Here is a 22,797-nt window from a genome sequence, read left to right on the forward strand (position 1 = left end):
ATATAGTAATTGGGGTGGGATAAAATAATGGTAATCTATAATGATATTTTAGAAAGAACTGAAAGGCTTGAAATAAGGGCACTAAAATTAGAAGATTATAAAGTATGGCTAAGGGGGTTCAAAGAACAGAATGAATCTCAATCTCCTTATGATGAGGGATGGTTTGATACATCTTTTATCACTGAGGAATGGTATGCTAAGAAATTAAAGGAACGAGAGGAACTAGGCAAAAATGATTCCACCTATATGTTGAATATTTTTCGTAAAGAGGATGGAGCTTCAATTGGTTATTGTGATATTACAACTCATGTGCGTGAAGACTTCCAATATGCAAGGGTTGGTTATACAATACATAATCAGTTTTGGAATAAAGGTTATGGAAAGGAGAGTATAAAAGCACTAGTTAATATAGGATTTGAAGACTTGAATTTTCACAGATTAGAGGCTCATATAAATCTTGATAATATAGTTTCTAAAAAAGTAATTTTATCAGCCGGTTTTCATTTTGAAGGAATTAGAGAAAAGTTTATTCTGGAAGATAATGAGTGGAGAGACAATGAAATATACTATATTATTAATAAAAATTGGAAATATAATCAATAATAGTTAAGAATAGATAAATGAAACTTTTTTAAAGTGTGTAAGAGTTTAAGGAAAGATGATATGTAGATTAGATGGAGAAGAGGATTTGGAAGTTTTCGCAGAATGAGATGGCAACGTGAATAGGAAGAGGAAGACTTTTCAATTAAGAATGAGGTAATGGAACTAGAACTATAGAAAATTAGGACAAAGAGGGGCAGACCCATAATTTTAAGTAAGGTGGTATTTAGATGAAGATAGAGGATATTTCAAAGATAGAACAGGAAGCGGATAGAGTTTCAGCTCTTTATGATATTTTTGATGAAGGTTCAAGATTATCTACAAAGGCAAGGCAAGTGGAGTTTTTAACAACGGTAAGGCAGATTGAAAAAAATCTTAGACCAGGTATGAAAATACTAGATTTAGGAGCTGGAACAGGAGAATATAGCTTGTACTTTGCAAAACGGGGATTTGATGTAACTGCCATTGAGCTAGTTGAAAAACATGTTATGCAAATAAAGGGAAAAGTTGATTCTCAAATGTCCATGGAAGTATTTCAAGGTAATGCAATGGATATATCTATGATTAAAGATAAAACTTATGATATTGTATTATGCTTTGGTCCCTTATATCATTTGTCAAAAATTCAAGATAGGATGAAGTGCATAGCAGAAGTAAAAAGAGTTTGTAAGAAGGATGGAAAGATGTTCTTTGCATTTATATCTAATGACATGGTTATTACTACGGAAACTATGCTCTATGAAGAAGATTTTTTAAAGGGAAATAACTATAATCATGACACCTTTAAAGTTGTAGACTTTCCTTTTGTTTTCCATACAGTAGACCAGTGTAGAAAGCTATTAAGAGAATCTGACTTAAAAATTACGTCAGAGGTTGCTACAGATGGATTAAGTGAACTCTTGGCAGATAAAATAAATAATATGGATGAGGAAAGTTATAGTAAGTGGCTTAACTATCATTATTATTGCTGTGAAAAGCCTGAGTTTTTAGGTACAAGTAACCACCTTTTATTTGTAGCGGAGAAGTAAATATTAAATTCATTGTGAATTGAGGTGTAAATGATGATTGATTTGGTACAGCCAGAACCCTGCCTTGAGGAAAAATTTATTGAAATGTTTAATGACTATAATAAAAATGACGAAGATGTGATTGAGAGAAGGTATTCTATAGCAAATTATGATTTTAAAAGTTATTTAGATTATCTTAAGAATAGGGAAAAGGGAGTTAATCTAGAAGTGGGACACGTTGCATCATCAGAATGGTGGCTTTTAAATGAAAACAAGGATATTTTAGGAACTGTTAGATTAAGATATGAGCTTAATGAGACAAACTATGAAGAAGGTGGACATATTGGTTATGATATATCACCAAGGTATAGAAGAAAGGGATATGGAAAGTTAATATTAAATTTAATATTGGAAAAAGCAAGGGTGCTAGGACATAGAACAGTTTTAGTAACATGTGACTTTGATAATATTGGTTCTAAAAAGATAATTGAGTACAATGGTGGAAGGTTAGAAAACACTGTAATTTCAAAGGAATCAGGTAAAGAGGTATTAAGATATTGGATAGAACTTTAATTGGAAAGGATTTCTTTTTACCACAGATAGCTATGGAAAAGTATATTATTTAAGATATCTATTTAATTGGTATATGATATATGAACTATAGTGATATAAATAATATGAAAGATAAAGTCTACAAGAATTAAAGGAATGAAGTTATTATTCGACTGGAGGAATGAACTCAAATTCACTCCTTCCTTATATAGATTATGAAGCATTTAAAAAGAATCCTAAAATAATAATAGGTTATTCTGATGTTACAGCAATTCTACTGGCTATTTATGAACAAACAGGGATAAGTACTTATTATGGACCTGCATTGGTAGCTTCATTTGGGGAATTATCACCCTTTGTTGATTCTACTTATAGATATTTTAAAGAAATTACAATGGATGAAATAAAAATTCCTTATGTTTTTGAAATTCCACAATATTGGACAGATGAATATGTTAATTGGGAAACACAAGATAGAGGCAAAGAAGAGAGAGAAAATAAATGGATTACGATCTATGAAGGGGTTGCTAGAGGTAGAATAATAGGTGGAAATCTGAATACAATGCAAGGTATATGGGGGAGCAAATACATGCCTGAAATAAAGGATGGAGATATACTTTTTATAGAAGATTCTTTAAAAGATGCTGCAACAATAGAAAGAAGTTTTTCTTTTTTAAAAGTAAATGGTGTCTTTGATAGAGTTTCAGGAATAATACTTGGAAAACATGAGTTGTTTGACTACTTAAAGACAGGTAAAAAACCATATGAAATATTGTTAGAAGTGTTAGGCAATAAAAAATTACCATTCATTGCAGATTTCGATTGCTGTCATACATATCCAATGATGACTCTACCAATAGGATGTGAGATTGAACTTGATGCTACAAACAAGAAAGTAAGTATTATTGAGGAATGGGGATTATAGGGTATTGCGAATTTAACAATGTTTACTAATTACTGGAGGGAGAATTTATGGAAACATATATAAAAAAGAAATTGCAGGAAAGAAACCATAGAATAATTGAAGCTATAATCAAAAAGGCAGAAAATGTATGTCCAGGCTCCATTGCATTAATAGGAATTGCCGGTTCGTTCCATTCTGGTGATATCTATGAAAAATCCGACTTAGATTTATGTATCGTTATTAATGATGATAGTGGTTGGAAAGTTGCATCGTGCTTTATCATTGAGGATGTAGCTTTTGATATATATTGTACTCCATGGAATAGACTCGAGGAAATGTCAAAATATAATGATCCCTATATTACAAAACTAATAGAGTTAGATATTGTTTACTGTGATGATGAGAAGTACATGCAGAAATATATGAAATTAAGATCAGTTGTTATAAATAAACTAAATGAAGAGTATTCAATAGAAAATATTGAGAAGGCTGAAAATTTTGTCAATGAAGCAATGAAAGGATATGGAAATGTAATGCTGAGTAATAAATACGGTGAATGTAGATATGAGGCAGCAAGTATTTTATATTATATTGAGTTTGCTATTTATATGTATAATAAGTCATATGTAAAAAGAGGTGTTAAAAGAGTCCCAGAAGAAATTTCTACAATGAAATATCTTCCCATAGGTTTTAATGAATTATATTGGAATTTAATCAAAGCGACAAGTATTCAAGAGGTTAAAGAATCATCAACAATGTTAATGAAATCACTAAAAGATTTTGCAAAGGAAATGAAGGATAAAGTTATTTCAAAAAAGGTAATCTCCCAAGCTGACATTATTGGCACATATGAAGAAATTTATTCTAATTGGAAGAATAAAATGTATCATGCTGCTGAAAAGGGTGATACCTATTTATCATTGATGACAGCTGCCAGTTGCCAACAATTCTATGACGAAATGTATAGTAAATACGATATTGCTAGAACAGACCTAATGAAGAATATCACTCCAGACAACTTAGCTTTATCAGCAAAAGAATTTGATAATTCAATGGAAGAATATAAAAAGAACTATGAAACACTTGGTATGGAGATTGAATATTACAAAAATTTGGATAAATTTGAAAAAATGTATTTAGGGTAATCAATGATTTTTATTAGAATAGTAGCAGTTCATGATACTAATAATATTACCTCAGGAAAAGTAATTATTAAAAGTGGAATGATCTATGAAGATGCTGTGATTGGTGGATGTAATATAAAAATATTTCAAGATAGTCCTCACGTAGGAGAAATAGGTTATTTTATAGATAGAAATTTTTTTAATAGGGGTATTGCAACTGAAGTTGTAAAGATGTTAGAAAATATTGCTTTTAATAATTTGAAATTAATAAGACTGGAAATTCGTATGGATCCACGAAATAAAGCAAGTGAAAGAGTTGCTATAAAGAATAATTTTAAAAAAGAAGGCTTATTAAAAAAGGTTATGAAGTTTGAGAATAACTATTATGATAATTTGCTCTATGCAAAAATAAATGAAGAATAACCAAAGGAGAGATTAAAAGAAAAGATTCAATTGTAATAAATTTAAAGGAGAAAATAAAATCATGAAAATATGCTTTGAAGAATTTAAAGATGAAATTGATACTCTTGTAGGATTTTTAACATCAGATACTTGGGAATTTTATGGAACACCGAACCAAAATCCTGAAAGAATTAGAGAGAGCTATGAAAAACATTATTATACTGGGGATGACTGCAAAACGTTTTGGGTTATTCTAGATGAGGGTATAAAAGTGGGAATGATAAGAATTTATGATTTACAAGATGATAGCCCGTTGTTTGACATAAAACTTTTGAGCAAGTACAAAGGTATGGGAATCGGGACAATTACTGTGAACTGGCTTGTTGATTATATATTTAATAATTACTCTGATAAGGAAAGGATAGAGGGAAATACAAGGCAGGATAATTATGCAATGAGATGTGTATTCCATAAGTGTGGTTTTGTTAAAGAGGCACATCATCGAAAGGCATGGGGAAGTAAAAATGGAAAACTATATGATGCAATTGGTTATGGTATTACAAGAGAAGATTGGCAAAATGGAAAAACTACCCCAGTAAATTGGAATGACTTTAAGTGTTAATTATATAAATAAACAAAATTCTTATTTGACGAATTATAAAGATGTAGTAGTACAAAAATAAAATAGATAAATTTTAGTTAAGCTTATTCACTTATTGTACAAGTTTAACTAAAGATAATGATGAGAATTACAATAAAGAAAGAAGATTTTAAAATGATAAATATTAGTATAGAAACAGAAAATCTAATTATAAGACCATTTTTACCATACGATGCAAAGGATGCAGTATATTATAGTCAACAACCCAATGTGTCTTACTGGCTGTCTGATATGGTTTTGCATAATGAGTCAGAAGCACTTTCTTGGATAAATTGGCTAAATGAAAAGTTTAATATAAATGAGCCTTTTATAATATTGGCAATTGAATATAAAGTGGAGCATAAATGTATTGGTGTTGTGGGAGTTCATGCAAAAGCTGAAATAGATAATGAAGTTGAGATTTTATATGGTATTTCTGATAGCTACCAAGGGAATGGATATGCAACAGAAGCAGCTAAAGCGCTAATTCAGTGGGTTTTTGAAAATACTGAATTAAAGTCTTTAACTGCAATCGTAAAGCCAGAGAACACTTCATCTAAAACTGTGATTAATAAACTTGGATTTAATTATGTTGACGACAGAGTAGTACTATATGATGGTGAAATGTGTAAGTTTAATTATTATAAATTATATAATAGTCATTCATAATAATTATATTTTATATATTATGGTAGTAAAACAATACTAAAGGAAAGTAAAGGAACTTAAATTAAAAAGGGGAAATTTATATGTTGACACATAAGGGGACACAAACAATAAATACAGATAGGCTTTTACTGAGAAAGCTTGAAATTGAAGATTCCAATGACATGTTTAAAAACTGGGCAACAGATAGTGAAGTAACAAAATTTTTATCTTGGAAGCCCCATGATAATGTAGAAGAAACTAAAGAAATTATAAAACAGTGGACTTTGGAATATGCAAATGATGATAACTATAATTGGGCTATTGTGTTAAAAGATATTGGAGAAGTTATAGGTGAAATTTCTTTGGTGAGAATAAATGAAAAACATTATTCCTGTGAAGTAGGATATTGTATGTCAAGAAAATATTGGAATATGGGCATAATGACTGAAGCATTGAAGGCTGTGATTGATTATTTATTTTCTGAAATTAGATTTAATAGAATAGTAGCACTTCATGATACTAAAAATGGTGCATCAGGAAAGGTAATGAATAAAAGTGGAATGAAGTATGAAGGAACATTAAGACAAGCTAGTTTCAGTGAGAAAAGAGGCTTTTATGATTTAGCGATATATGCCATATTAAAAGATGAATGGAATAGTGAAAGTAGAAGTTAAAATAGAGAAAGTTCTATGAATATAAAGGAGAATATTGATATGTATACAAAAAATGAAATTATAGAAATTGCTAAGGCTCAGTTAGCTCTGGATTATAACTGTGAGGTATCTGATTTTGAAAAAGAAGTAAATACAATAGTTGAGAATAAACTTGTTGAAGGTAGAAGAATTTATGATACTGATGGATGTGCTCTTAAAATACTATGTTTTGGAAACAAAGCAATTATTAGTACAACTCCTACATTGATGCCATGGCTTGAAGAAAAATTTATTAATGCAAGTGCGGCATGGCTATTTGAATATCCTAAACTTAGGGCTATTGATAAAAAGCTACAGGAGGTTGGACATGAGATAGCAGATGCTCACCATTATTATCTACCAAATCCTGATGTTCAAGAGATGGATAAACCTATTTATGATATAAAATGGTACGAGCAAGAAGAAATTTTGAAGTTTAAGGGTGATAAGAGATTTGGAGAAGCTTTTTTATTTGATAAAAATATTCCAGATATGCTTGCAGTCTCTGCTTGGGATGGTGATGAAATAATTGGTATGGCGGGTGCAAGTGCAGATAGTAAAACTATGTGGCAAATAGGTATTGATATTTTGCCAGAATATAGAGGTAAGAGAATAGGAACAACCTTAGTTAAACTTTTAAAGAATGAAATTTTAAAGAGAGGAAAGGTTCCTTTTTATGGAACGGTGGAATCTCATTTTCACTCACAGAATATTGCCATAAATTCAGGCTTTTTCCCAGCATGGGCGGAACTTTATTCGAGAAGTAATTCCAAGGAATGCTAGTGCCATTAAATTGTATAAGGAATGTGGTTTTGATCACTTAAACATGATACAGCTTAGAAAAAATTATGATAAAACCTTAGATAAGGATGAGCATATAGAAGTTTTAGGTTTTGATTTTATAAAATATTAAAGGAGATATTTATGATAGAGGGGAAAAGTGTAGTTATAAGGCAAATTGAACTAGGAGATGAGGAGTATTTATATAAATGGTGGAATGATGGAAGTTTTATGTCTCATGCTGCCTTAGCCTATGGTACTTTAGAGAGTAAGACTGCAATAAGAAATAGTATAGAGAAGGAAGTTTTAAATTCACAGTTATATGCTGCAAGTAAAAGATTTATAATCTGCAAGAAGGAGGATATGACTCCTATAGGTGAGATGAGTTATTGTGGCTGGGATAAAAGGGAGCAAAAATGTGAATTTGGAATAAAGATTTGGAAGGAAGAGCAAGGAAAGGGCTATGGAAAGGATGCTTTAAGTCATTTCATAGATTTCATGTTTAGATTTTTAAATTTAAATAAGATTGAACTTACTAGCATGATAGATAATAAACGCGCTCACAGTTTATATAGAGCATTAGGCTTCAAAGAAATTAGAATTGTAAGGGAAGGGTTCTTTGATAGTAGAACAGGAAAGTTTTCAGATGTAATGTACATGGATTTATTGAAAAGAGAATGGATTGATATTAGAGAAGAAGTATTGTAACAGATACATCAGAAGGAGATAATTATGATTTTAAACCAAGTTATAGGAATTGAAACTGAGAGATTAATTATTAGAACAATGTCACTTAGATTTATAACAGAAGTCTTAAAAAATGATATAAATGCGTATGATCATATAGGTGTAAATTTTAATGAAGAATGGCCAAGTTCCGATATAATGCCTGCGTTACCAATATTTAAGGCTCAGCTAGAAAAGAAACTTCCAGATGGGTATGGACCTTGGATTTTTATTGATAAGGCGGACAATACCATAATTGGAGATGGTGGATTTAAAGGTTCTCCAAATGATATTGGAGAAATTGAAATTGGTTATAACATAGTTGAAAGCAAAAGAATGCTTGGGTATGGCTATGAAGCCGTTAATGCTTTGATAGAATGGGCATTTTCTCAGGAATCTGTGAAGGTAATTATGGCAGAATGCTTAAGAGATAATATGCCATCTATTAATTTATTAAATAAGGTTGGAATGACTAAGGTTAGAGAAGATGAAGAATTGGTTTATTTATCCTTAGATAAGAGCATTTGATAGTATAGTGTTTATCACGTAAAAAATTATTAAGGATAAGGAGAATATTGATAAATATGAATAAGATTGCTGTAATAGGAAGTGGCGGTTCAGGTAAATCTACATTTTCACGTAAGTTAGGAAGCATATTAAATCTTCCTGTATATCATCTAGATACTTTGTATTGGAATCCGGGTTGGATAGAGACACCAAAGGATAAATGGGAGAGTGTAGTAAGAGAATTAGCTGATAATGATCAATGGATTATAGATGGAAACTATAGATCAACTATGGATATCAGGTTAAACTCAGCAGATACAATAATATTTCTTAATATGTCAACTCTACTTTGCATCTATAGAATTGTAAAGAGAAGATTCATATTCAAAGGAAAGAAAAGGCCAGATATGACAGAGGGATGTGAAGAAAAGCTAGATTTAGAGTTTGTTAAATGGGTATTGAAGTTCAATAAAAATGAAAGACCTAAGATTTTAGAAAAGCTTAAAAACTATGAAGACAAAAAGATAATAGTACTTAATAATCTAAGAGAAGTAGATGAACTTCTTAAGAATTTAAAAGAAAATTAGAATGGTAAGTAAAGTTGATAAGAGTGTAAAGGAGATGAAAGAATGAGTATAATTCATAGTTTTGATGAGTGCATGGAGGCTATAATAAATCCAAAGGAAGTAGTAGATAGAATTGAGGGTTTTCCTAAAGTAATAATAGCTACTTTTTCTCATAAAGTAATGGATGTTTTTTCAAAGTTAGAAGGTGTAGTTCAAGTAGGGGTTACAAGGTCAGTAAATGGTGACGTAATTATTTATAAGATGAATTACGAGGGCAAGGATATAGGATTTTATATGACTCCAGTAGGAGGCTCCTTTGCAACAGGTACCCTTGAAGAAATTATAGCTATGGGGGCAGAGAAGGTTATAGTATATGGCTCTTGTGGTTCATTAGATAAAAATATTACAGCTGGACATTTAATTGTTCCAACTGATGCATATAGAGATGAAGGGGTAAGTTATCACTATATGAAACCAAGTGATTATGTAACTATTGAAAAGGCTGATAAATTGGCAAGTATATTAAATGATTTAAAAATTCCCTATGTTAAAGGAAAGATTTGGACAACTGATGCAATTTATAGAGAAACCATAGGAAATATGCAAAAAAGAAAGGCTGAAGGATGTATTGCTGTGGATATGGAATGTGCATCACTAGCAGCTATGTGCAAGTTTAGAGGAGTAGAGTTTTTTCAATTTCTATACTCAGCAGATAACTTAGATAGTGAAAAGTGGGAAAAAAGAATTCTTGGTAATCTTGATTTAAGTGAAAGAGAAAGATATATGATGATAGCTTTTGAGGTTGCAAGTAATATATAAAATTATTTTAAAATAAATGTAAGTAATGTATAATAATAACAAGGGAGTGTAAATGCTCATTTTAGGGGGGAAGTTTATGATTATATCAAATTTCAGTAAATATTCTAATTTGCTAAAGGGGTATACAGAACTGCGATGCCAAGAAAATTCATCCATAGGTATAATGATGACAAATGGCAGTTTGATTCAGAATATTAGAACAAATTCTAGTGGTATTTCTGCAAGAGTAAATGTAAATGGAGCATGGGGATTTGCTTCTAATTCTAATATTAAGGATGAAAGTATTAGACAAGTACTAAATATTGCAAGGCAAAATGGGGAATTTTTAAATTCTAAGTCAGTGAGTAGGCATAGAGAGTTAATAATTTCAAACTATTCTATAGAAAAATCATTTGCTACAAAGAAGGCAAGATTAACTCAAAAACAATTAATAGAATTTACTAAAGAGATAGATAATTATATTATAAAAAAATATAGTAATTTAGTTAGCAGAAGTATAAGAATTAATGAATTAAATATGGAAAAAAGTCTTATTACATCTTCAGGAGCTGAGTTATATTCATTTTTACCAAGAGCAAATATAATGATAGAATTAGTGGTTAATGATAATAATGGTGTACCTGTAGAATTATATGAAATTATAAGTGGATTGGGTCAATTTGAGGATAAGTTTTTAAAACCAGATGATCTATATGAAAAAATAGATAAGACTTATGAAAGACTAAGAGAAAAGGCTGAGGGAGTATATGCAAGTGGTGGATTAAAAGAGTGTATATTGGCTACAGATTTAGCTGGTATCCTTGCCCATGAAGCAGTTGGACACACTACAGAGGCAGACGTTGTACTAGCTGGCTCTATAGCAAATGAATATATGGGCAAAGAGGTAGCTAGTCCCTTAATTACTTTAGTGGATTATGCTAATACAGCATTTGGTGATACATGTCTAGTACCTATATATATAGATGATGAAGGAACTAAGGCAGAGGATGTAACTATAATAGATAAGGGCATTTTAAAGGGATATATGCATAATAAAGAAAGTGCAAATATGTTTAATGTAGCACCAACGGGAAATGCAAGAGCCTATGAGTTTTCAGATGAGCCTATAATAAGAATGCGAAACACTTGTATCCTTCCAGGAACGAATAAACTTGAAGAAATGATTGCTTCTGTAGAGGATGGATACTATCTAATGAATCCTGGTAATGGTCAAGCTGATGCTACTAGTGAGTTTATGTTTGGAGTAACTATGGGCTATGAAATAAAGAATGGAAAGCTAGGTAAAGCCATAAAGGATACCACTATATCAGGAGTGGCCTTTGATATGTTAAAGACTGTTACTATGGTATCTGATGACCTTTCATGGTCAAATAGTGGAATGTGTGGAAAGAAACAACCTATAACTGTAGGTATGGGTGGACCTGCAATAAAATGTAGTGTAAATATAGGGGGAAAATAGTATGGGAAATAGAGAAATAGCCTTATATTGTATTGATAATATAGTGAAGCAAGGGGCGGATAAGTCTCAATGCATTCTTAAAAGTAATAAAAAATATGAGTTGAATTTTGGAAATGAAGATATAACTCTTTTAAGAACAACTATTGATACTAACATAGATTTAGTAGCTATAAAGGATGATAAAAAATCTACTATAACCTTAAATAAACTAGAAGAAGAAGCAATAAATACAAAAATTAAAGAGTTAATGGAGATGTGTGAATCAGCAGAGAGTGATCAGTGTAATGATATTGCAGAAGAGCAACCTAAAGAGGAATTTAGTAGTGGAGCTAGTGAGCCAGACTTAGATAAGATGTATGAATTTACAAGTGTATTTTTAAAGAAACTAAAGGAAGAGTTTCCACAGGTTAAGTTTTCGGATGGAACTACCTTAGAATTTAATAGTAGTGAAACTAATTTTTTAAATTCTAATGGTGTAGACTTTAAAATAGTAGAAGGAATATATAGAGTTGACATAGGGTTCTTGGCAAAGGAGGGTGAAAAATCTACATCTTTTACAGGTTTTAGTTATTTATTTAATGAATTACCTTTAGATTTTATGGAGTATGCTGATGTTAGACAAAGATTTAAGGATATAGTTAGTCAACTTAATTGCGAGAGAATAAAGGATAAATTTATTGGAGATATAATTTTAACTCCAGAGTTAGTAGTAGAAATGCTATATTACTATAATATAAATTTTCTTGGAGATAGATCACTAATTGGTGGTACAAGTATTTTAAAGGATAAATTAAATGAGAAGGTTGCTAATCATAATTTTACGGTTAAATGCATGCCTCTAAATGATGAAATAGCTAATAAGAGTTTTGTAACTAAAGATGGCTATAAAACAGAAAATATAAGTATCATAGAAAATGGGATATTAAAGTCATTTATTATAGGATTATATGCTGCAAAGAAAATTGGAAAGCCAGTTACTAAAACTGACTTTAATATAGTTGTGGATAATGGAGATAAATCCATAGAAGATATAATAAAATCGACTAAAAAAGGAATAATTCTAGGAAGATTTTCAGGAGATATGCCAGCATCAAATGGAGATTTTTCAGGAGTAGCTAAAAATAGTTTTTATGTTGAAAATGGAGAAATTAAGTATGCCATAACTGAAACTATGATAACTTCAAATTTAAAGGATATGTTTAATAATATAGAAGAAATCTCTATAGAAACTTTAAATACTGGAGAATCCGTAACTCCTTGGATGAAAATTAAAGGTGTAACTATTTCAGGAAATTAAAATCATAAAAGCTCTATGACTGAAGACTTTTAGTCATAGAGCTTTGCTATATATTGTTTATTCTTCACCTTTAAATATGGAGCCTAATCCTTTAATAGCTAAAAATATTATAAGCATTACTACAAAGATTCCGCCCATACCTTTACCCATTACAATTAAACTTTCCATGAATGCCTCTATATTTATATTCATTACATGCCACCTCCGATTAAGAAGAGAACTAATCCACCAGCTATAACAGATCCTATTTGTCCAGATACGTTAGCTGCAACCGCATGCATTAATAAGAAGTTTTGAGGATCTTCTTTTTGACCCATTTTTTGGATTACTCTAGCGGACATAGGAAATGCAGATATTCCAGCTGCTCCAACCATTGGATTAATTTTATCCTTTGCAAATAGATTTATAAATTTAGCAAATAAAACTCCACCAATAGTGTCAAATATGAAGGCAATTAGACCAAGACCTATAATCATAAAGGTTTGAGAGGTTACAAAGAATTCAGCTTTCATCTTAGAAGCTATAGTAATTCCTAAAAGTAAGGTTACTAAGTTAGCTAATTCATTTTGTGCAGTGCTGGATAACCTTTCTAAAACACCACATTCTCTAATTAGGTTACCAAACATTAAGAAACCTATTAAAGCTACAGAGGTTGGTGCAATAAGACCAGCAATAACAGTAACTATTATTGGAAATAATATCTTTGTAGTTTTAGAAACAGATTTAGGATTGTACTTCATTTTTATCTGTCTCTCTTTTTTAGTAGTTACTAGCTTGATAGCAGCTGGTTGAATAATTGGTACTAAAGACATATAAGAATAGGCGGCCACGGTTATGGGTCCTATGTAATTGCTTTTAAAATAGTTTGCAACAAAGATAGAAGTAGGTCCATCAGCAGCTCCTATAATTCCGATGGAAGCTGCATCTTTTAATGAAAATCCTAATAGTGCCGCTAAAGAAATGGTAAAGAATATACCAAACTGAGCTGCAGCGCCAAATAAAAGCATTTTCGGATTTGTAAGCAATGGACCAAAGTCGATCATAGCTCCAATACCTATGAATAAAATAAGTGGAAACAGCTCATTAGCTATACCCATATTAAATAAATTGTCTATTATTCCGATTTCTTCATGACCATTAATAAGTTGAGTTACAGCTCCAGAGAGCGGTAAGTTTACAAGAATTGCACCAAACCCCATTGGTAGTAAAAGTGCCGGTTCAAAACCTTTTTTAATTGCAAGCCATATTAGCCCTGCACCTATACCCCACATTATTAGTTGTTGCCAGGTGACGGACATTATGCCTTTCAGTAGAAATTCCATGATTAATCCTCCCATATAAGTTGAATATTTTGCCATTGTAGTTAGTGAGTGTAATTATAATAAAATAGTATTCCCCAATATATTTATTACAACAACATAATTTTACTACAACGTATACATAATTTCTATAATTGTATTTATATAACATAAAAATAACCTAGGTTGTAGTAAAAAGTGAATAGAATAATCACTTAACCTACAACCTTAGGTTAAAATATAATCATTAAGTAGTTAAGTAATCTTTTAGTGTTTTTATAATAAAATCTATGTTTTCATAACTAATCCAGTAGTGAGTAACAAATCTCATTAAGCCATCTTCTATATCACAAACCTTTATGCCTCTTTCTAAAAGGTGTTGAACTAAGTCTTGAGAATTTACAGAAGTAGGTAGCTCAAAGAATACCATATTTATGTGTAGGTTATCTTCCATTACTTTAAATCCAGGAAGTTTTGCTAGTTCTTTAGATAAGTATACAGCTTTCTCATGATCTACTTTTAGGTTTTCTCTCATATCTTTTAATGCCACAAGCCCAGCAGCAGTTATTACACCACATTGTCTTAAGCCACCACCCATTAGTTTTCTATATTTTCTAGCTCTATCAATAAATTCTTTGCTACCTGCTAAAATAGATCCTACAGGAGAACAAAGTCCTTTTGATAAGCAGAACATTACTGTATCTACATTTTTAGTGATTTCCTTTACATCTACATCAAGATAAGCAGCAGCATTAAATAATCTTGCACCATCTAAATGAATAGGTAAATTATATTTATTAGCAACTTTTCGTATTTCAGCCATATTTTCTAGAGAAATAACTCTTCCATTTGAATGAGAATTTTCAAGACATATTAAGGCAGTATCAGGATAATGGATATCTTCTTCTTTTCTTATGGTTGCTTCTATTTCACTAGGTGAAAGTTCACCCATATTGCTATTTAAGGTTCTAAGTTGAACTCCAGCAATAATTGATGCTGCTCCAACTTCATGACAAACTATATGACAGTCATTTCCTAGAATAACCTCATTCCCTTGTCTACAGTGAGTAAGTAATGAAAGTTGGTTACCAAAAGTTCCACTAGGAACAAATAGTGCAGCTTCTTTGCCTACAAGTTCTGCAGCATATTTTTCAAGTTCTACAGTAGTCTCATCATCTCCATATACATCATCACCTACAGTAGCTTCATACATAGCCTTTCTCATAGCTTCCGTCGGTTCTGTTACGGTGTCACTTCTTAAATCGATAAATTTCATACATATCCCCCCTACGTCATAATTAAATTGTACTATGAGAGGGGTTAAAAGTCTAGAATATCTCATGGTATTTCAGATAAGAGAGAATTATAGAAAAAATTTCAAATTATATAATTATTTTCATGTAACATATATAATATTAGTATGAATTATAAATTTTTAATACAGAGTTATATTAAAAAGGGGTTGAGTTTAAATGAAATCTGCTACAAAGGATCGATTACAATTATTGCTTATAGGTATCTGTTTTTTATTAATGTTATTAGGGGTTAGATATATAATTGGGAGCAATATTGAGGCAATATCTTATATAGGTATGGTGAAGATTGTAAGAGAAAATGATGAAGAATCTATAACCATATATAAGAAGTATAATAATGCTTATGGATACAAAATAAAAGAACAAGATAAGTTTTTATTAAAGTATGAAAGTGGATATAATAAAAGTAATTTAGAAACATTAATGCTAACAGAGGAACAGTACAATGAATTAGTAGAAGGATAATACTATTGGTTTAAAGTAAAGAATTATGATCCAGAGAAAGATAATAGTGGTGTTGTTAAAAAAATTTATACTAGTAATCCTAGGGCGAAATAAGTTAAAGGTTTTTGAAAATGTTGTTAACTAGATTTTAAATTATGGGTATAACGGAGGAAAACAATGATAGATGTATGTTTATTAGGCTGTGGAGGATCTATGCCAATGCCGGAAAGAAACCTTTCAGCTACTTTAATTAATTATAAAGGAAGAAAGATACTTATAGATTGTGGTGAAGGGACTCAGGTTTCTATGAAGATGGTGGCATGGGGGTTTAAGTCCATTGATATTATATGTATTACCCATACCCATGGAGACCATATCATAGGACTTCCAGGGCTTCTTTCAACTATAGGTAATAGTGGTAGAACTGAGCCTTTAACTATAATTGGTCCTGAGGGAATTACTAGGGTTGTAAATGGTCTAAGGGTTGTTGCAGAATATTTACCCTATGAGGTAAATATTATAGAAGCCCCTTCAAAGGTAGAGCTTAATGTATCAAAGGATGGGATATATGTGGCAGAGAATAATGAGCATAGAAAAATTCATAGTAGTGAAATAATATTAAATGCTATAGATGTAGACCATTCATCACCTTGCAAGGGATATAGTTTTTATTTTAAAAGGGAAAGAAAGTTTAATGTAGAAAAGGCTATGGCAAATAACATTCCTAAAAATCTATGGAGTAAGCTACAAAGGCAGGAAGAAGTAACTTTTGAAGGGAAAACATATACTGGAGATATGGTATTAGGAGATGAGAGAAGAGGAGTTAAGATTAGTTTAATAACTGATAGCAGACCAATGGATTCAATGGTGGAATTCATTGCAGAAAGTGATTTGTTTATCTGTGAAGGCACCTATGGTAAGGATGAGGATATAGACAAGGCTATCAAAAATAAGCATATGATTTTTAGAGAATCTGCCACTCTAGCTAAGGAAGGGAGAGTTAAAGAGCTTATATTAACTCATTTTAGTCCTATTATGGGAGAACCAGCACAGTTTATAGATAATGCTAAAAAGATATTTGAAAATAGTATCATAGGAGAAGATAGGATGGTTAGGGAATTAACTTATATGAACTAAAATGAATTATTCATTAAATTTATAGCATTATAACTCTATATATTGTAAAATGTAGGGTATACTGTTATATTGACTAAAGATAAACTGTAAATATGAGTAAGTTGAAATTGATGTAAATGTAGTTTTAATTATTGCTGGAGGTCTAAAATGGATAATACTATTAATAATGATAAAATTAAAGATAAACCTAAAAATTATAAAAAGGAGTACTTAATAGGGATATGTATTTTAATAGGATTTATATTTCTCCAATTATTTGTTTCAGGATTTCATGATATTTATGATGATTCACCAGTGTTTTGGATTATACTTATGGTAAGCGGTATTGGGTTTCACAGGAAAGATTGGAAGAAATATATGATATTGATTTTTCCAATATTAAATTATTTTATATTTAGATTTTCTTATATTTATATTCCTAACTATATTATAATTTTTATAGTGTTATCAGTTTTAACTATTTTTTATGCAGTTAAAGAAAATTCCCATAAAAAGAAAATTAAAATTGCTTTTGTAGTAACTTTAGGTATATTATTATTTTCTTTAAATTATTACCATTATTCTAATAAAATAATAAAAGATAGAAATTTGGAAACTGAAGTAATACATTCTCAAGAAATATATAGACCTACTTTTTTACCTTTAAAACAAGATGAGTTAAATAAGATAAATAGAATAACTATTGGAAGTATAAATAAAGTAAAGGACTTAAGGGGGATAGAAGAAATGAATGCTCTGAAACAGTTAAGCATAGATGATGATGGTTTTATTATAGATTATAGTCCTCTTTTAAAATGTAAAAGCCTAAAAATATTAAACATTTATAATGGTTGTTTAGATAAGCTAGGTGAAGTTGAAACCTTTGAAAATATAGAAGATGTGGGTATTGATTACATAAAAAAAGGTTCTTTGGAAGATATACCATATTTTCCAGATGCAAAAATATTGTATATTAATGCAGATAAACCAATTAGTCTCTTAGGGTTGAAAAACTTCCCTAAAGTTGAAGATTTATCTTTATCTGTTACAGGAACTCCAGATTTGGATGGTATAGAAAACCTTACTAATTTAAAAGAAATTACACTACATGATAAGGTTATTAAGAATTATGATAAATTGCTTAGTATGCCTACATTGAAGAAAATATCATTATATTCACCACTTAATGTTAATGAAGAGCTTATAAAAGCAGCCAAAGCTAAAGGCATAGAAATTGATATTATGGAAGAATCTAAGATAATATTTGAATAAATTCAAGTAATATGTAAGATGAATTTATGAATAATTATTATAAATACCTATGGACTAAAACACTGTTGTGTGCCTAGTCTATAGGTATTGTTTTGTTTTAAAAACTATGTTATATAAGTTTTTTATTAAGTTATTTTTCAATATTATATGTCATAAAATTATATTCTTTATGACTTTTTAAATATGTAGACATTAGGCTTATTAGTGGTAATAAAATTAAATAAAAAGAGAATAAAATAGCTCTTGCATCTACACCTAAAGTGGTTAAAGGTACTAATACAGCTACATTCCAAGGTATTAAAGGAGCTATTACAATAGCTGAATTTTCTAGATCAAGTGCCAATCGTTCTTTATCATAACCTAATCTAATATAGGTATCATTCATAGTCATTTTTGTAAGCATTACTGCCAATACTTGAGTACAGCCAACCATGGAACTAATGATACTAGTTATTATTGTAGTGAGAAATAAAGTATCAGGTCTTTTTATTTTATTTAAATATTCTTCTATAAAATCTAGCATATTAGCCCCTTGAAATATTCCGGTAAGTGCTGAAGAGAGAAATACTATAAAGGCTAACTTTATCATTGATATTATACCTCCACCCTTTATGATGCTGTAAAGAGGGTTATCAATAGGTAATTGAAAACCAAAGATGGCAGTTTTAATAATTTCACTACAGGTAGCATGTTGAAAAATGAAGGATATAATAGCAGCAACAGTCATACTGATAAACATAGAAATTTTCACTTCAATTTTAAAGAATGATAGTACAATTATAATTAATGCAGGAAGCAATGCTATTATATTTATATTAAAAGTTTCGGTTAGCTGAGATAATATATCTGAGTTACTATAATTTACAGGCATGAATAAGGATAGAATTAAATATAAACCTAGAGATAATATTAAGGGCATTAAAGAAGTTTTAGTCATTCTCTTAATATTATCGTAGAGATTGGTATTTGTAATAGATGCAACTAGATTTGCACTGGAAGACATAGGTGATGCTCTATCTCCAAGATAGGCACCAGAAAGAATTGCTCCAGCTATTATAAGGGTATTACCACCACCAGCTCTAGCCATTACTATCAAAGAAATACCTACAGTACCAATGGTACCAAAAGAAGTTCCAAGGAGCATGGATATAAAAGCTGACAAAATAAAGGCGCTTACAGCAAAGAAGCTTGGATGAATAAGATTAATTCCATAATAAACAATTGAAGGAACTGTACCAGAAATCATCCAAAGAGAAACGATTGCTCCTATTAGAATAAATATCTTTAATACCCCTAAGGATTCTTTGCCTCCTTCAATTAAATATCTAAATCCATCCCTAATGGAGACGCCTCTTTTTATTGCTATAATAAAGAATATACATAGTACCATGAATAAAGATAGAACAGTATCTATATTTCTAATTACTCCTGTTATAAATATAATTGTAGAAATGATTAGCCCTAAAATTACGTCCATAAAAATCCCCCATATAAATAAATTTCACTTATATATTATCTTTAATATTATAAATTTACAATATAGAAAGCGATAAATTTATAGTCTACTGATTTTAAAAATATAGTAAATTCAGAAAAAGGTGTTATATGGAATGAATTTATTTTTATTTTGTGGGATTATTTGGTTATATTTACGTATATTATATAGAGAATATTTTAGGGAGTGATTGTTGTGAGAAGAAAAGTGATTCCTGTAATAATTTTTGCAGTAGCAGTTTTTCTTGCTGGTTGTGGTAATAAAAATAGTGAAGAAGATAAGAATATTCATGTAGATACTAATATAAATAATAATAATAATGTTGTAACAAACAACACTGATAATACCTTAAAAGAAGAAAAAAATACAGGTTCTAAAGAAACTACTAAAGAGAATAGCACTACTAAACCAGAAGAAAGTAATAATAACCATAAGTCAAGTTATAGTATAGATGACTATTTTAAATTTAAGGGAAATGTAAAATACAGTTATACTGGTACAAATTCAGAGTATGCAGAATATGTTACCTACGTTGATTATATAAATGGTAATAAGGTTCAACTAAGAAGTAATAATGGAGGAACAGAAACGGTCACAGTTTTACAAAATAATAATGGAGAAATTGCAAAAATATTTGAAAGAAATGAGTGTTATTATAGAGAAAATTTCACCAATAAACCATATAACGTAAGTGAAGTATTACTAAAGGAGCCACTAGTGGTAGGTACTACATGGAAATTATCAGATGGAAGTAAAAGATATATTTCAAAGGTAGATGTAAAGATTTCAATAGGCAATGGAGATTGTAGAGCTCTTGAAGTTACAACAGAAAATACAAATGGCCAAATTGATTTACAGTATTACGCTGTTAACAAGGGGTTAATTAAATCTATTTATGATATTAAAACCATGAAAGTTACTTCAACTTTAAAAAGTATAGAAGAGAATATGAGATTAAATCAAAGTATAAGATGTTATTATCCAGATGAAAATTATAAAATTCATTATGAAGATAAAAAACTTACTTTTTCCACTAATGATATAACTAAAATAGCTATTCAAAATTTATTTAAGAACTTTCCAGGAAATAACAAGGGACAATTGTTAGGGAAAAATGTAACTATAAATAGTTTATATTTAAATGATGATGGCATGGTATATATAGATTTTAGCAGTAATTTTGTAAAAGAAATGAATGCAGGCTCAGGATTTGAAAGTGCTATCTTAGAGAGCATTGTAAATACTATAGGAAAATACTACGGAGTTAATAAAGTTTATATTACTATAGATAATAAGCCTTATAGTTCAGGTCATATAGTAAAAGCTAAGGGTGAATATTTTAAAGTAACATGTGAATAAGTTAGGAAAAATTTTTATAAAAAATGTGTTGAATATTAAAATGATATAAAAGCTATTTAAAAAGTAGTATATTAGATAAACAATTTCATTAAAAGATTACTTAATGGTATCTTTTAGGTGGAATTGTTTATTTTATGTAAAATATAATAACAACAGAAAAACCAACAATAGACACATAAATACAATAATTTATTATAAAAAGAAAATGAATTTAATAAATTAAGAAAATTTATTTGTTTATAAAACATTATATAAAACAGTAGAATAAACATAGAAAAGTTAAGATGATATTAAGATAATTATTATATAAATTAAGGGGGATATAAAGACAATGAAAACGAATAACATTTCTCAGGAAAAACGACCTAGCTTTGGAGCAGCAATATTTATAATTCTTTTCTTATGTGTTGCAATGGCTTTACAAATTTTTGTTTTTAAACAAAACTATGCTACTCATATTACACTTATCATAGTAACAGCTGTTGCTGCAGTAGTAGCATTAATATCTGGGTTTACATGGAAAGATATTGAAGATGGGATTGTATATGGATGTAATATTGCATTAGTACCAATGCTTATACTTATGCTTGTAGGAGTTCTTATTGCTACATGGATTGCAGCCGGAACTATACCAACTCTTATATATTATGGGTTAAAAATAATATCTCCATCATTCTTTCTAGTTACATCAGCATTAGTTTGTTCTATAGCTTCAGTTTCAACAGGAAGCAGTTACACTACAGGAGCTACATTTGGAGTTGCATTCATGGGAATAGGAATGGGACTAGGAATTCCAGCACCATTAACAGCAGGTGCAGTAATTTCAGGAGCTATTTTTGGTGATAAAATGTCTCCATTGTCAGATTCTACAAATCTGGCAGCTGGTGTGGCAGAAGCTAACCTTTTTGATCATATTAAATCTATGTGTTATACTACAGGACCGGCTTTTATAATATCATTAGTGCTTTATGCATTTATAGGATTTCAATTTAAAGCGGATGCTATAGATGCTTCACAAATTAATATTATACTTAACGGATTGAAAGATAACTTTACATTAAATCCATTAATGTTAATTCCACCAATTATAGTTGCTATTTTAGCAGTAAAAAAAGTTTCTGGACTTGCAGTAATGGTTATAGCATCTATTGTGGGATTAATATTTGCTGTGATATTTCAGGGGTTTGGAATTGGAGAAATGCTTGGATTTATGAATGATGGATTCATATCTAGCACGGGAATTGCAGAGATCGATGCACTTCTAAGCCGAGGAGGACTTCAAAGCATGATGTGGACAATATCACTAGGATTTATTGGAATAAGTTTTGGTGGACTACTAGAAAAAACTAAAGTTTTAGGTGTTTTATTAGAAAAGATGTCAGGGCTAGTTAGTAAACAGGGAGGATTAATCACTACACATGTTATTTCATCTATTGCAGTTAATTTATTCTCTGCAAGTCAATATATAGCATTAATAATTCCAGGAAGAATGCTTGTACCTGCTTATAAAAAACTTAAAATTCTTCCTCAAGTTTGTTCAAGAACTTGTGAAGATTCTGCAACGGTTACTTCACCATTGGTTCCATGGGGATTATGCGGGGTATATTTTTCAGGAGTTTTAGGGGTCTCTACCATTGAATATATACCTTATGTATTTTTAGCATTACTTTGTCCTTTAATTACAATTATATATGCATATACTGATAAATTTGTATTTAAAGAAGGCGACATAAAATCTTCAAGTACTTATGAAAATAAATCTGTATAGTTAGGG

At 30.1% G+C, this 22,797-nt stretch carries 25 protein-coding genes; 21 read left to right on the plus strand and 4 right to left on the minus strand.

The genetic code is table 11. The features are described from left to right. Positions 1-27 precede the first annotated feature (27 nt). From B3Z56_RS03690 to B3Z56_RS03765, 16 genes are all read left to right on the plus strand, one after another. Positions 28-603, plus strand: a complete 576-nt coding sequence (locus tag B3Z56_RS03690; protein WP_150845739.1) for a GNAT family N-acetyltransferase — start codon at positions 28-30, stop codon at positions 601-603. A gap of 227 nt (positions 604-830) precedes the next feature. After that, positions 831-1,628 carry a methyltransferase domain-containing protein gene (locus B3Z56_RS03695; protein ID WP_150845740.1) on the plus strand — a complete coding sequence of 266 codons (798 nt, stop codon included), beginning with the start codon at positions 831-833 and terminating at the stop codon, positions 1,626-1,628. A 30-nt stretch (positions 1,629-1,658) separates the two neighbouring features. Beyond that, positions 1,659-2,180, plus strand: a complete 522-nt coding sequence (locus B3Z56_RS03700; protein ID WP_346878261.1) for a GNAT family N-acetyltransferase — start codon at positions 1,659-1,661, stop codon at positions 2,178-2,180. Positions 2,181-2,340: 160 nt separating this feature from the next. Next, on the plus strand, positions 2,341-3,084 hold the full coding sequence (locus tag B3Z56_RS03705) for a S66 peptidase family protein (RefSeq protein WP_346878262.1): 744 nt from the start codon (positions 2,341-2,343) through the stop codon (positions 3,082-3,084). 47 nt (positions 3,085-3,131) lie between these two features. Next, entirely contained in the window at positions 3,132-4,208 is a 1,077-nt protein-coding gene (locus B3Z56_RS03710; RefSeq protein WP_346878263.1) for a hypothetical protein, read from the plus strand. A gap of 3 nt (positions 4,209-4,211) precedes the next feature. Next, positions 4,212-4,610 carry a GNAT family protein gene (locus B3Z56_RS03715; RefSeq protein WP_346847448.1) on the plus strand — a complete coding sequence of 133 codons (399 nt, stop codon included), beginning with the start codon at positions 4,212-4,214 and terminating at the stop codon, positions 4,608-4,610. 61 nt (positions 4,611-4,671) lie between these two features. Then, the gene (locus tag B3Z56_RS03720; RefSeq protein ID WP_346847447.1) at positions 4,672-5,211 is read left to right on the plus strand and encodes a GNAT family protein; all 540 of its coding nucleotides are present in this window, start codon (positions 4,672-4,674) and stop codon (positions 5,209-5,211) included. A 120-nt stretch (positions 5,212-5,331) separates the two neighbouring features. Beyond that, positions 5,332-5,898 carry a GNAT family N-acetyltransferase gene (locus B3Z56_RS03725; RefSeq protein ID WP_346878264.1) on the plus strand — a complete coding sequence of 189 codons (567 nt, stop codon included), beginning with the start codon at positions 5,332-5,334 and terminating at the stop codon, positions 5,896-5,898. Between the two features lie 80 nt (positions 5,899-5,978). Next, a complete protein-coding gene (locus B3Z56_RS03730; RefSeq protein ID WP_346878265.1) occupies positions 5,979-6,551 on the plus strand; it encodes a GNAT family N-acetyltransferase in 573 nt (190 codons plus the stop codon). A gap of 39 nt (positions 6,552-6,590) precedes the next feature. Continuing rightward, entirely contained in the window at positions 6,591-7,352 is a 762-nt protein-coding gene (locus B3Z56_RS03735) for a GNAT family N-acetyltransferase (protein ID WP_346847442.1), read from the plus strand. A 141-nt stretch (positions 7,353-7,493) separates the two neighbouring features. Further along, complete coding sequence (locus B3Z56_RS03740; protein WP_346878266.1) at positions 7,494-8,057, plus strand: GNAT family protein; 564 nt, start codon at positions 7,494-7,496, stop codon at positions 8,055-8,057. A gap of 24 nt (positions 8,058-8,081) precedes the next feature. Next, the gene (locus tag B3Z56_RS03745; RefSeq protein WP_346847440.1) at positions 8,082-8,603 is read left to right on the plus strand and encodes a GNAT family protein; all 522 of its coding nucleotides are present in this window, start codon (positions 8,082-8,084) and stop codon (positions 8,601-8,603) included. A 56-nt stretch (positions 8,604-8,659) separates the two neighbouring features. Next, complete coding sequence (locus tag B3Z56_RS03750; RefSeq protein WP_346878267.1) at positions 8,660-9,169, plus strand: DNA topology modulation protein; 510 nt, start codon at positions 8,660-8,662, stop codon at positions 9,167-9,169. 42 nt (positions 9,170-9,211) lie between these two features. Further along, the gene (locus tag B3Z56_RS03755; protein ID WP_346878268.1) at positions 9,212-9,967 is read left to right on the plus strand and encodes a nucleoside phosphorylase; all 756 of its coding nucleotides are present in this window, start codon (positions 9,212-9,214) and stop codon (positions 9,965-9,967) included. Positions 9,968-10,043: 76 nt separating this feature from the next. After that, positions 10,044-11,426 (plus strand): TldD/PmbA family protein, encoded by a 1,383-nt coding sequence (locus tag B3Z56_RS03760; protein ID WP_346847437.1) that lies wholly within the window; start codon positions 10,044-10,046, stop codon positions 11,424-11,426. Between the two features lies 1 nt (position 11,427). Next, a complete protein-coding gene (locus B3Z56_RS03765; protein ID WP_346878269.1) occupies positions 11,428-12,723 on the plus strand; it encodes a metallopeptidase TldD-related protein in 1,296 nt (431 codons plus the stop codon). 57 nt (positions 12,724-12,780) lie between these two features. Here B3Z56_RS03765 and B3Z56_RS03770 read toward each other — a convergent pair whose 3' ends face one another. The 3 genes from B3Z56_RS03770 to B3Z56_RS03780 form a co-directional block, all read right to left on the minus strand. After that, on the minus strand, positions 12,781-12,915 hold the full coding sequence (locus tag B3Z56_RS03770) for an OadG-related small transporter subunit (RefSeq protein WP_341349072.1): 135 nt from the start codon (positions 12,913-12,915) through the stop codon (positions 12,781-12,783). Next, on the minus strand, positions 12,915-14,045 hold the full coding sequence (locus tag B3Z56_RS03775) for a sodium ion-translocating decarboxylase subunit beta (protein WP_346849150.1): 1,131 nt from the start codon (positions 14,043-14,045) through the stop codon (positions 12,915-12,917). The genes B3Z56_RS03770 and B3Z56_RS03775 overlap by 1 nt, the downstream gene beginning before the upstream one ends. Positions 14,046-14,268: 223 nt before the next feature. Further along, positions 14,269-15,297, minus strand: a complete 1,029-nt coding sequence (locus tag B3Z56_RS03780; RefSeq protein WP_346878003.1) for a GntG family PLP-dependent aldolase — start codon at positions 15,295-15,297, stop codon at positions 14,269-14,271. A gap of 196 nt (positions 15,298-15,493) precedes the next feature. Here B3Z56_RS03780 and B3Z56_RS03785 point away from each other — a divergent pair, with 196 nt between their 5' ends. The 3 genes from B3Z56_RS03785 (at position 15,494) to B3Z56_RS03795 (ending at position 18,169) form a co-directional block, all read left to right on the plus strand. Next, positions 15,494-15,802, plus strand: a complete 309-nt coding sequence (locus B3Z56_RS03785) for a hypothetical protein (protein ID WP_346849148.1) — start codon at positions 15,494-15,496, stop codon at positions 15,800-15,802. A 156-nt stretch (positions 15,803-15,958) separates the two neighbouring features. Beyond that, positions 15,959-16,918 carry a ribonuclease Z gene (locus B3Z56_RS03790; protein ID WP_346878270.1) on the plus strand — a complete coding sequence of 320 codons (960 nt, stop codon included), beginning with the start codon at positions 15,959-15,961 and terminating at the stop codon, positions 16,916-16,918. Positions 16,919-17,065: 147 nt separating this feature from the next. After that, on the plus strand, positions 17,066-18,169 hold the full coding sequence (locus B3Z56_RS03795) for a hypothetical protein (protein ID WP_346878271.1): 1,104 nt from the start codon (positions 17,066-17,068) through the stop codon (positions 18,167-18,169). Between the two features lie 130 nt (positions 18,170-18,299). Here the strand turns inward: B3Z56_RS03795 and B3Z56_RS03800 are convergent, their stop codons facing one another. Next, on the minus strand, positions 18,300-19,646 hold the full coding sequence (locus tag B3Z56_RS03800; RefSeq protein WP_346878272.1) for a Na+/H+ antiporter NhaC family protein: 1,347 nt from the start codon (positions 19,644-19,646) through the stop codon (positions 18,300-18,302). 213 nt (positions 19,647-19,859) lie between these two features. Here B3Z56_RS03800 and B3Z56_RS03805 point away from each other — a divergent pair, with 213 nt between their 5' ends. Next, positions 19,860-21,023 carry a GerMN domain-containing protein gene (locus tag B3Z56_RS03805; protein ID WP_346878273.1) on the plus strand — a complete coding sequence of 388 codons (1,164 nt, stop codon included), beginning with the start codon at positions 19,860-19,862 and terminating at the stop codon, positions 21,021-21,023. Positions 21,024-21,354: 331 nt separating this feature from the next. Further along, entirely contained in the window at positions 21,355-22,791 is a 1,437-nt protein-coding gene (gene nhaC / locus B3Z56_RS03810; RefSeq protein WP_346878274.1) for a Na+/H+ antiporter NhaC, read from the plus strand. The last annotated feature ends 6 nt before the right edge of the window (positions 22,792-22,797 follow it).

The organism is Clostridium sp. UBA7791 (genome assembly GCF_002480755.1).
Lineage (GTDB): Bacteria > Bacillota > Clostridia > Clostridiales > Clostridiaceae > Clostridium_J > Clostridium_J sulfidigenes.

Excerpts from the sequence above, each read along its gene's own strand:
- B3Z56_RS03760 (WP_346847437.1), top strand. The coding sequence starts at position 10,044 with ATGATTATATCAAATTTCAGTAAATATTCTAATTTGCTAAAGGGGTAT.
- B3Z56_RS03695 (WP_150845740.1), top strand. The coding sequence starts at position 831 with ATGAAGATAGAGGATATTTCAAAGATAGAACAGGAAGCGGATAGAGTT.
- B3Z56_RS03800 (WP_346878272.1), bottom strand. The coding sequence starts at position 19,646 with ATGGACGTAATTTTAGGGCTAATCATTTCTACAATTATATTTATAACA.
- B3Z56_RS03705 (WP_346878262.1), top strand. The coding sequence starts at position 2,341 with ATGAACTCAAATTCACTCCTTCCTTATATAGATTATGAAGCATTTAAA.
- B3Z56_RS03720 (WP_346847447.1), top strand. The coding sequence starts at position 4,672 with ATGAAAATATGCTTTGAAGAATTTAAAGATGAAATTGATACTCTTGTA.
- B3Z56_RS03765 (WP_346878269.1), top strand. The coding sequence starts at position 11,428 with ATGGGAAATAGAGAAATAGCCTTATATTGTATTGATAATATAGTGAAG.
- B3Z56_RS03740 (WP_346878266.1), top strand. The coding sequence starts at position 7,494 with ATGATAGAGGGGAAAAGTGTAGTTATAAGGCAAATTGAACTAGGAGAT.
- B3Z56_RS03780 (WP_346878003.1), bottom strand. The coding sequence starts at position 15,297 with ATGAAATTTATCGATTTAAGAAGTGACACCGTAACAGAACCGACGGAA.
- nhaC (WP_346878274.1), top strand. The coding sequence starts at position 21,355 with ATGAAAACGAATAACATTTCTCAGGAAAAACGACCTAGCTTTGGAGCA.
- B3Z56_RS03785 (WP_346849148.1), top strand. The coding sequence starts at position 15,494 with ATGAAATCTGCTACAAAGGATCGATTACAATTATTGCTTATAGGTATC.
- B3Z56_RS03795 (WP_346878271.1), top strand. The coding sequence starts at position 17,066 with ATGGATAATACTATTAATAATGATAAAATTAAAGATAAACCTAAAAAT.
- B3Z56_RS03710 (WP_346878263.1), top strand. The coding sequence starts at position 3,132 with ATGGAAACATATATAAAAAAGAAATTGCAGGAAAGAAACCATAGAATA.
- B3Z56_RS03750 (WP_346878267.1), top strand. The coding sequence starts at position 8,660 with ATGAATAAGATTGCTGTAATAGGAAGTGGCGGTTCAGGTAAATCTACA.
- B3Z56_RS03775 (WP_346849150.1), bottom strand. The coding sequence starts at position 14,045 with ATGGAATTTCTACTGAAAGGCATAATGTCCGTCACCTGGCAACAACTA.
- B3Z56_RS03770 (WP_341349072.1), bottom strand. The coding sequence starts at position 12,915 with ATGAATATAAATATAGAGGCATTCATGGAAAGTTTAATTGTAATGGGT.
- B3Z56_RS03755 (WP_346878268.1), top strand. The coding sequence starts at position 9,212 with ATGAGTATAATTCATAGTTTTGATGAGTGCATGGAGGCTATAATAAAT.
- B3Z56_RS03730 (WP_346878265.1), top strand. The coding sequence starts at position 5,979 with ATGTTGACACATAAGGGGACACAAACAATAAATACAGATAGGCTTTTA.
- B3Z56_RS03745 (WP_346847440.1), top strand. The coding sequence starts at position 8,082 with ATGATTTTAAACCAAGTTATAGGAATTGAAACTGAGAGATTAATTATT.
- B3Z56_RS03700 (WP_346878261.1), top strand. The coding sequence starts at position 1,659 with ATGATGATTGATTTGGTACAGCCAGAACCCTGCCTTGAGGAAAAATTT.
- B3Z56_RS03690 (WP_150845739.1), top strand. The coding sequence starts at position 28 with ATGGTAATCTATAATGATATTTTAGAAAGAACTGAAAGGCTTGAAATA.
- B3Z56_RS03735 (WP_346847442.1), top strand. The coding sequence starts at position 6,591 with ATGTATACAAAAAATGAAATTATAGAAATTGCTAAGGCTCAGTTAGCT.
- B3Z56_RS03725 (WP_346878264.1), top strand. The coding sequence starts at position 5,332 with ATGAGAATTACAATAAAGAAAGAAGATTTTAAAATGATAAATATTAGT.
- B3Z56_RS03790 (WP_346878270.1), top strand. The coding sequence starts at position 15,959 with ATGATAGATGTATGTTTATTAGGCTGTGGAGGATCTATGCCAATGCCG.
- B3Z56_RS03715 (WP_346847448.1), top strand. The coding sequence starts at position 4,212 with ATGATTTTTATTAGAATAGTAGCAGTTCATGATACTAATAATATTACC.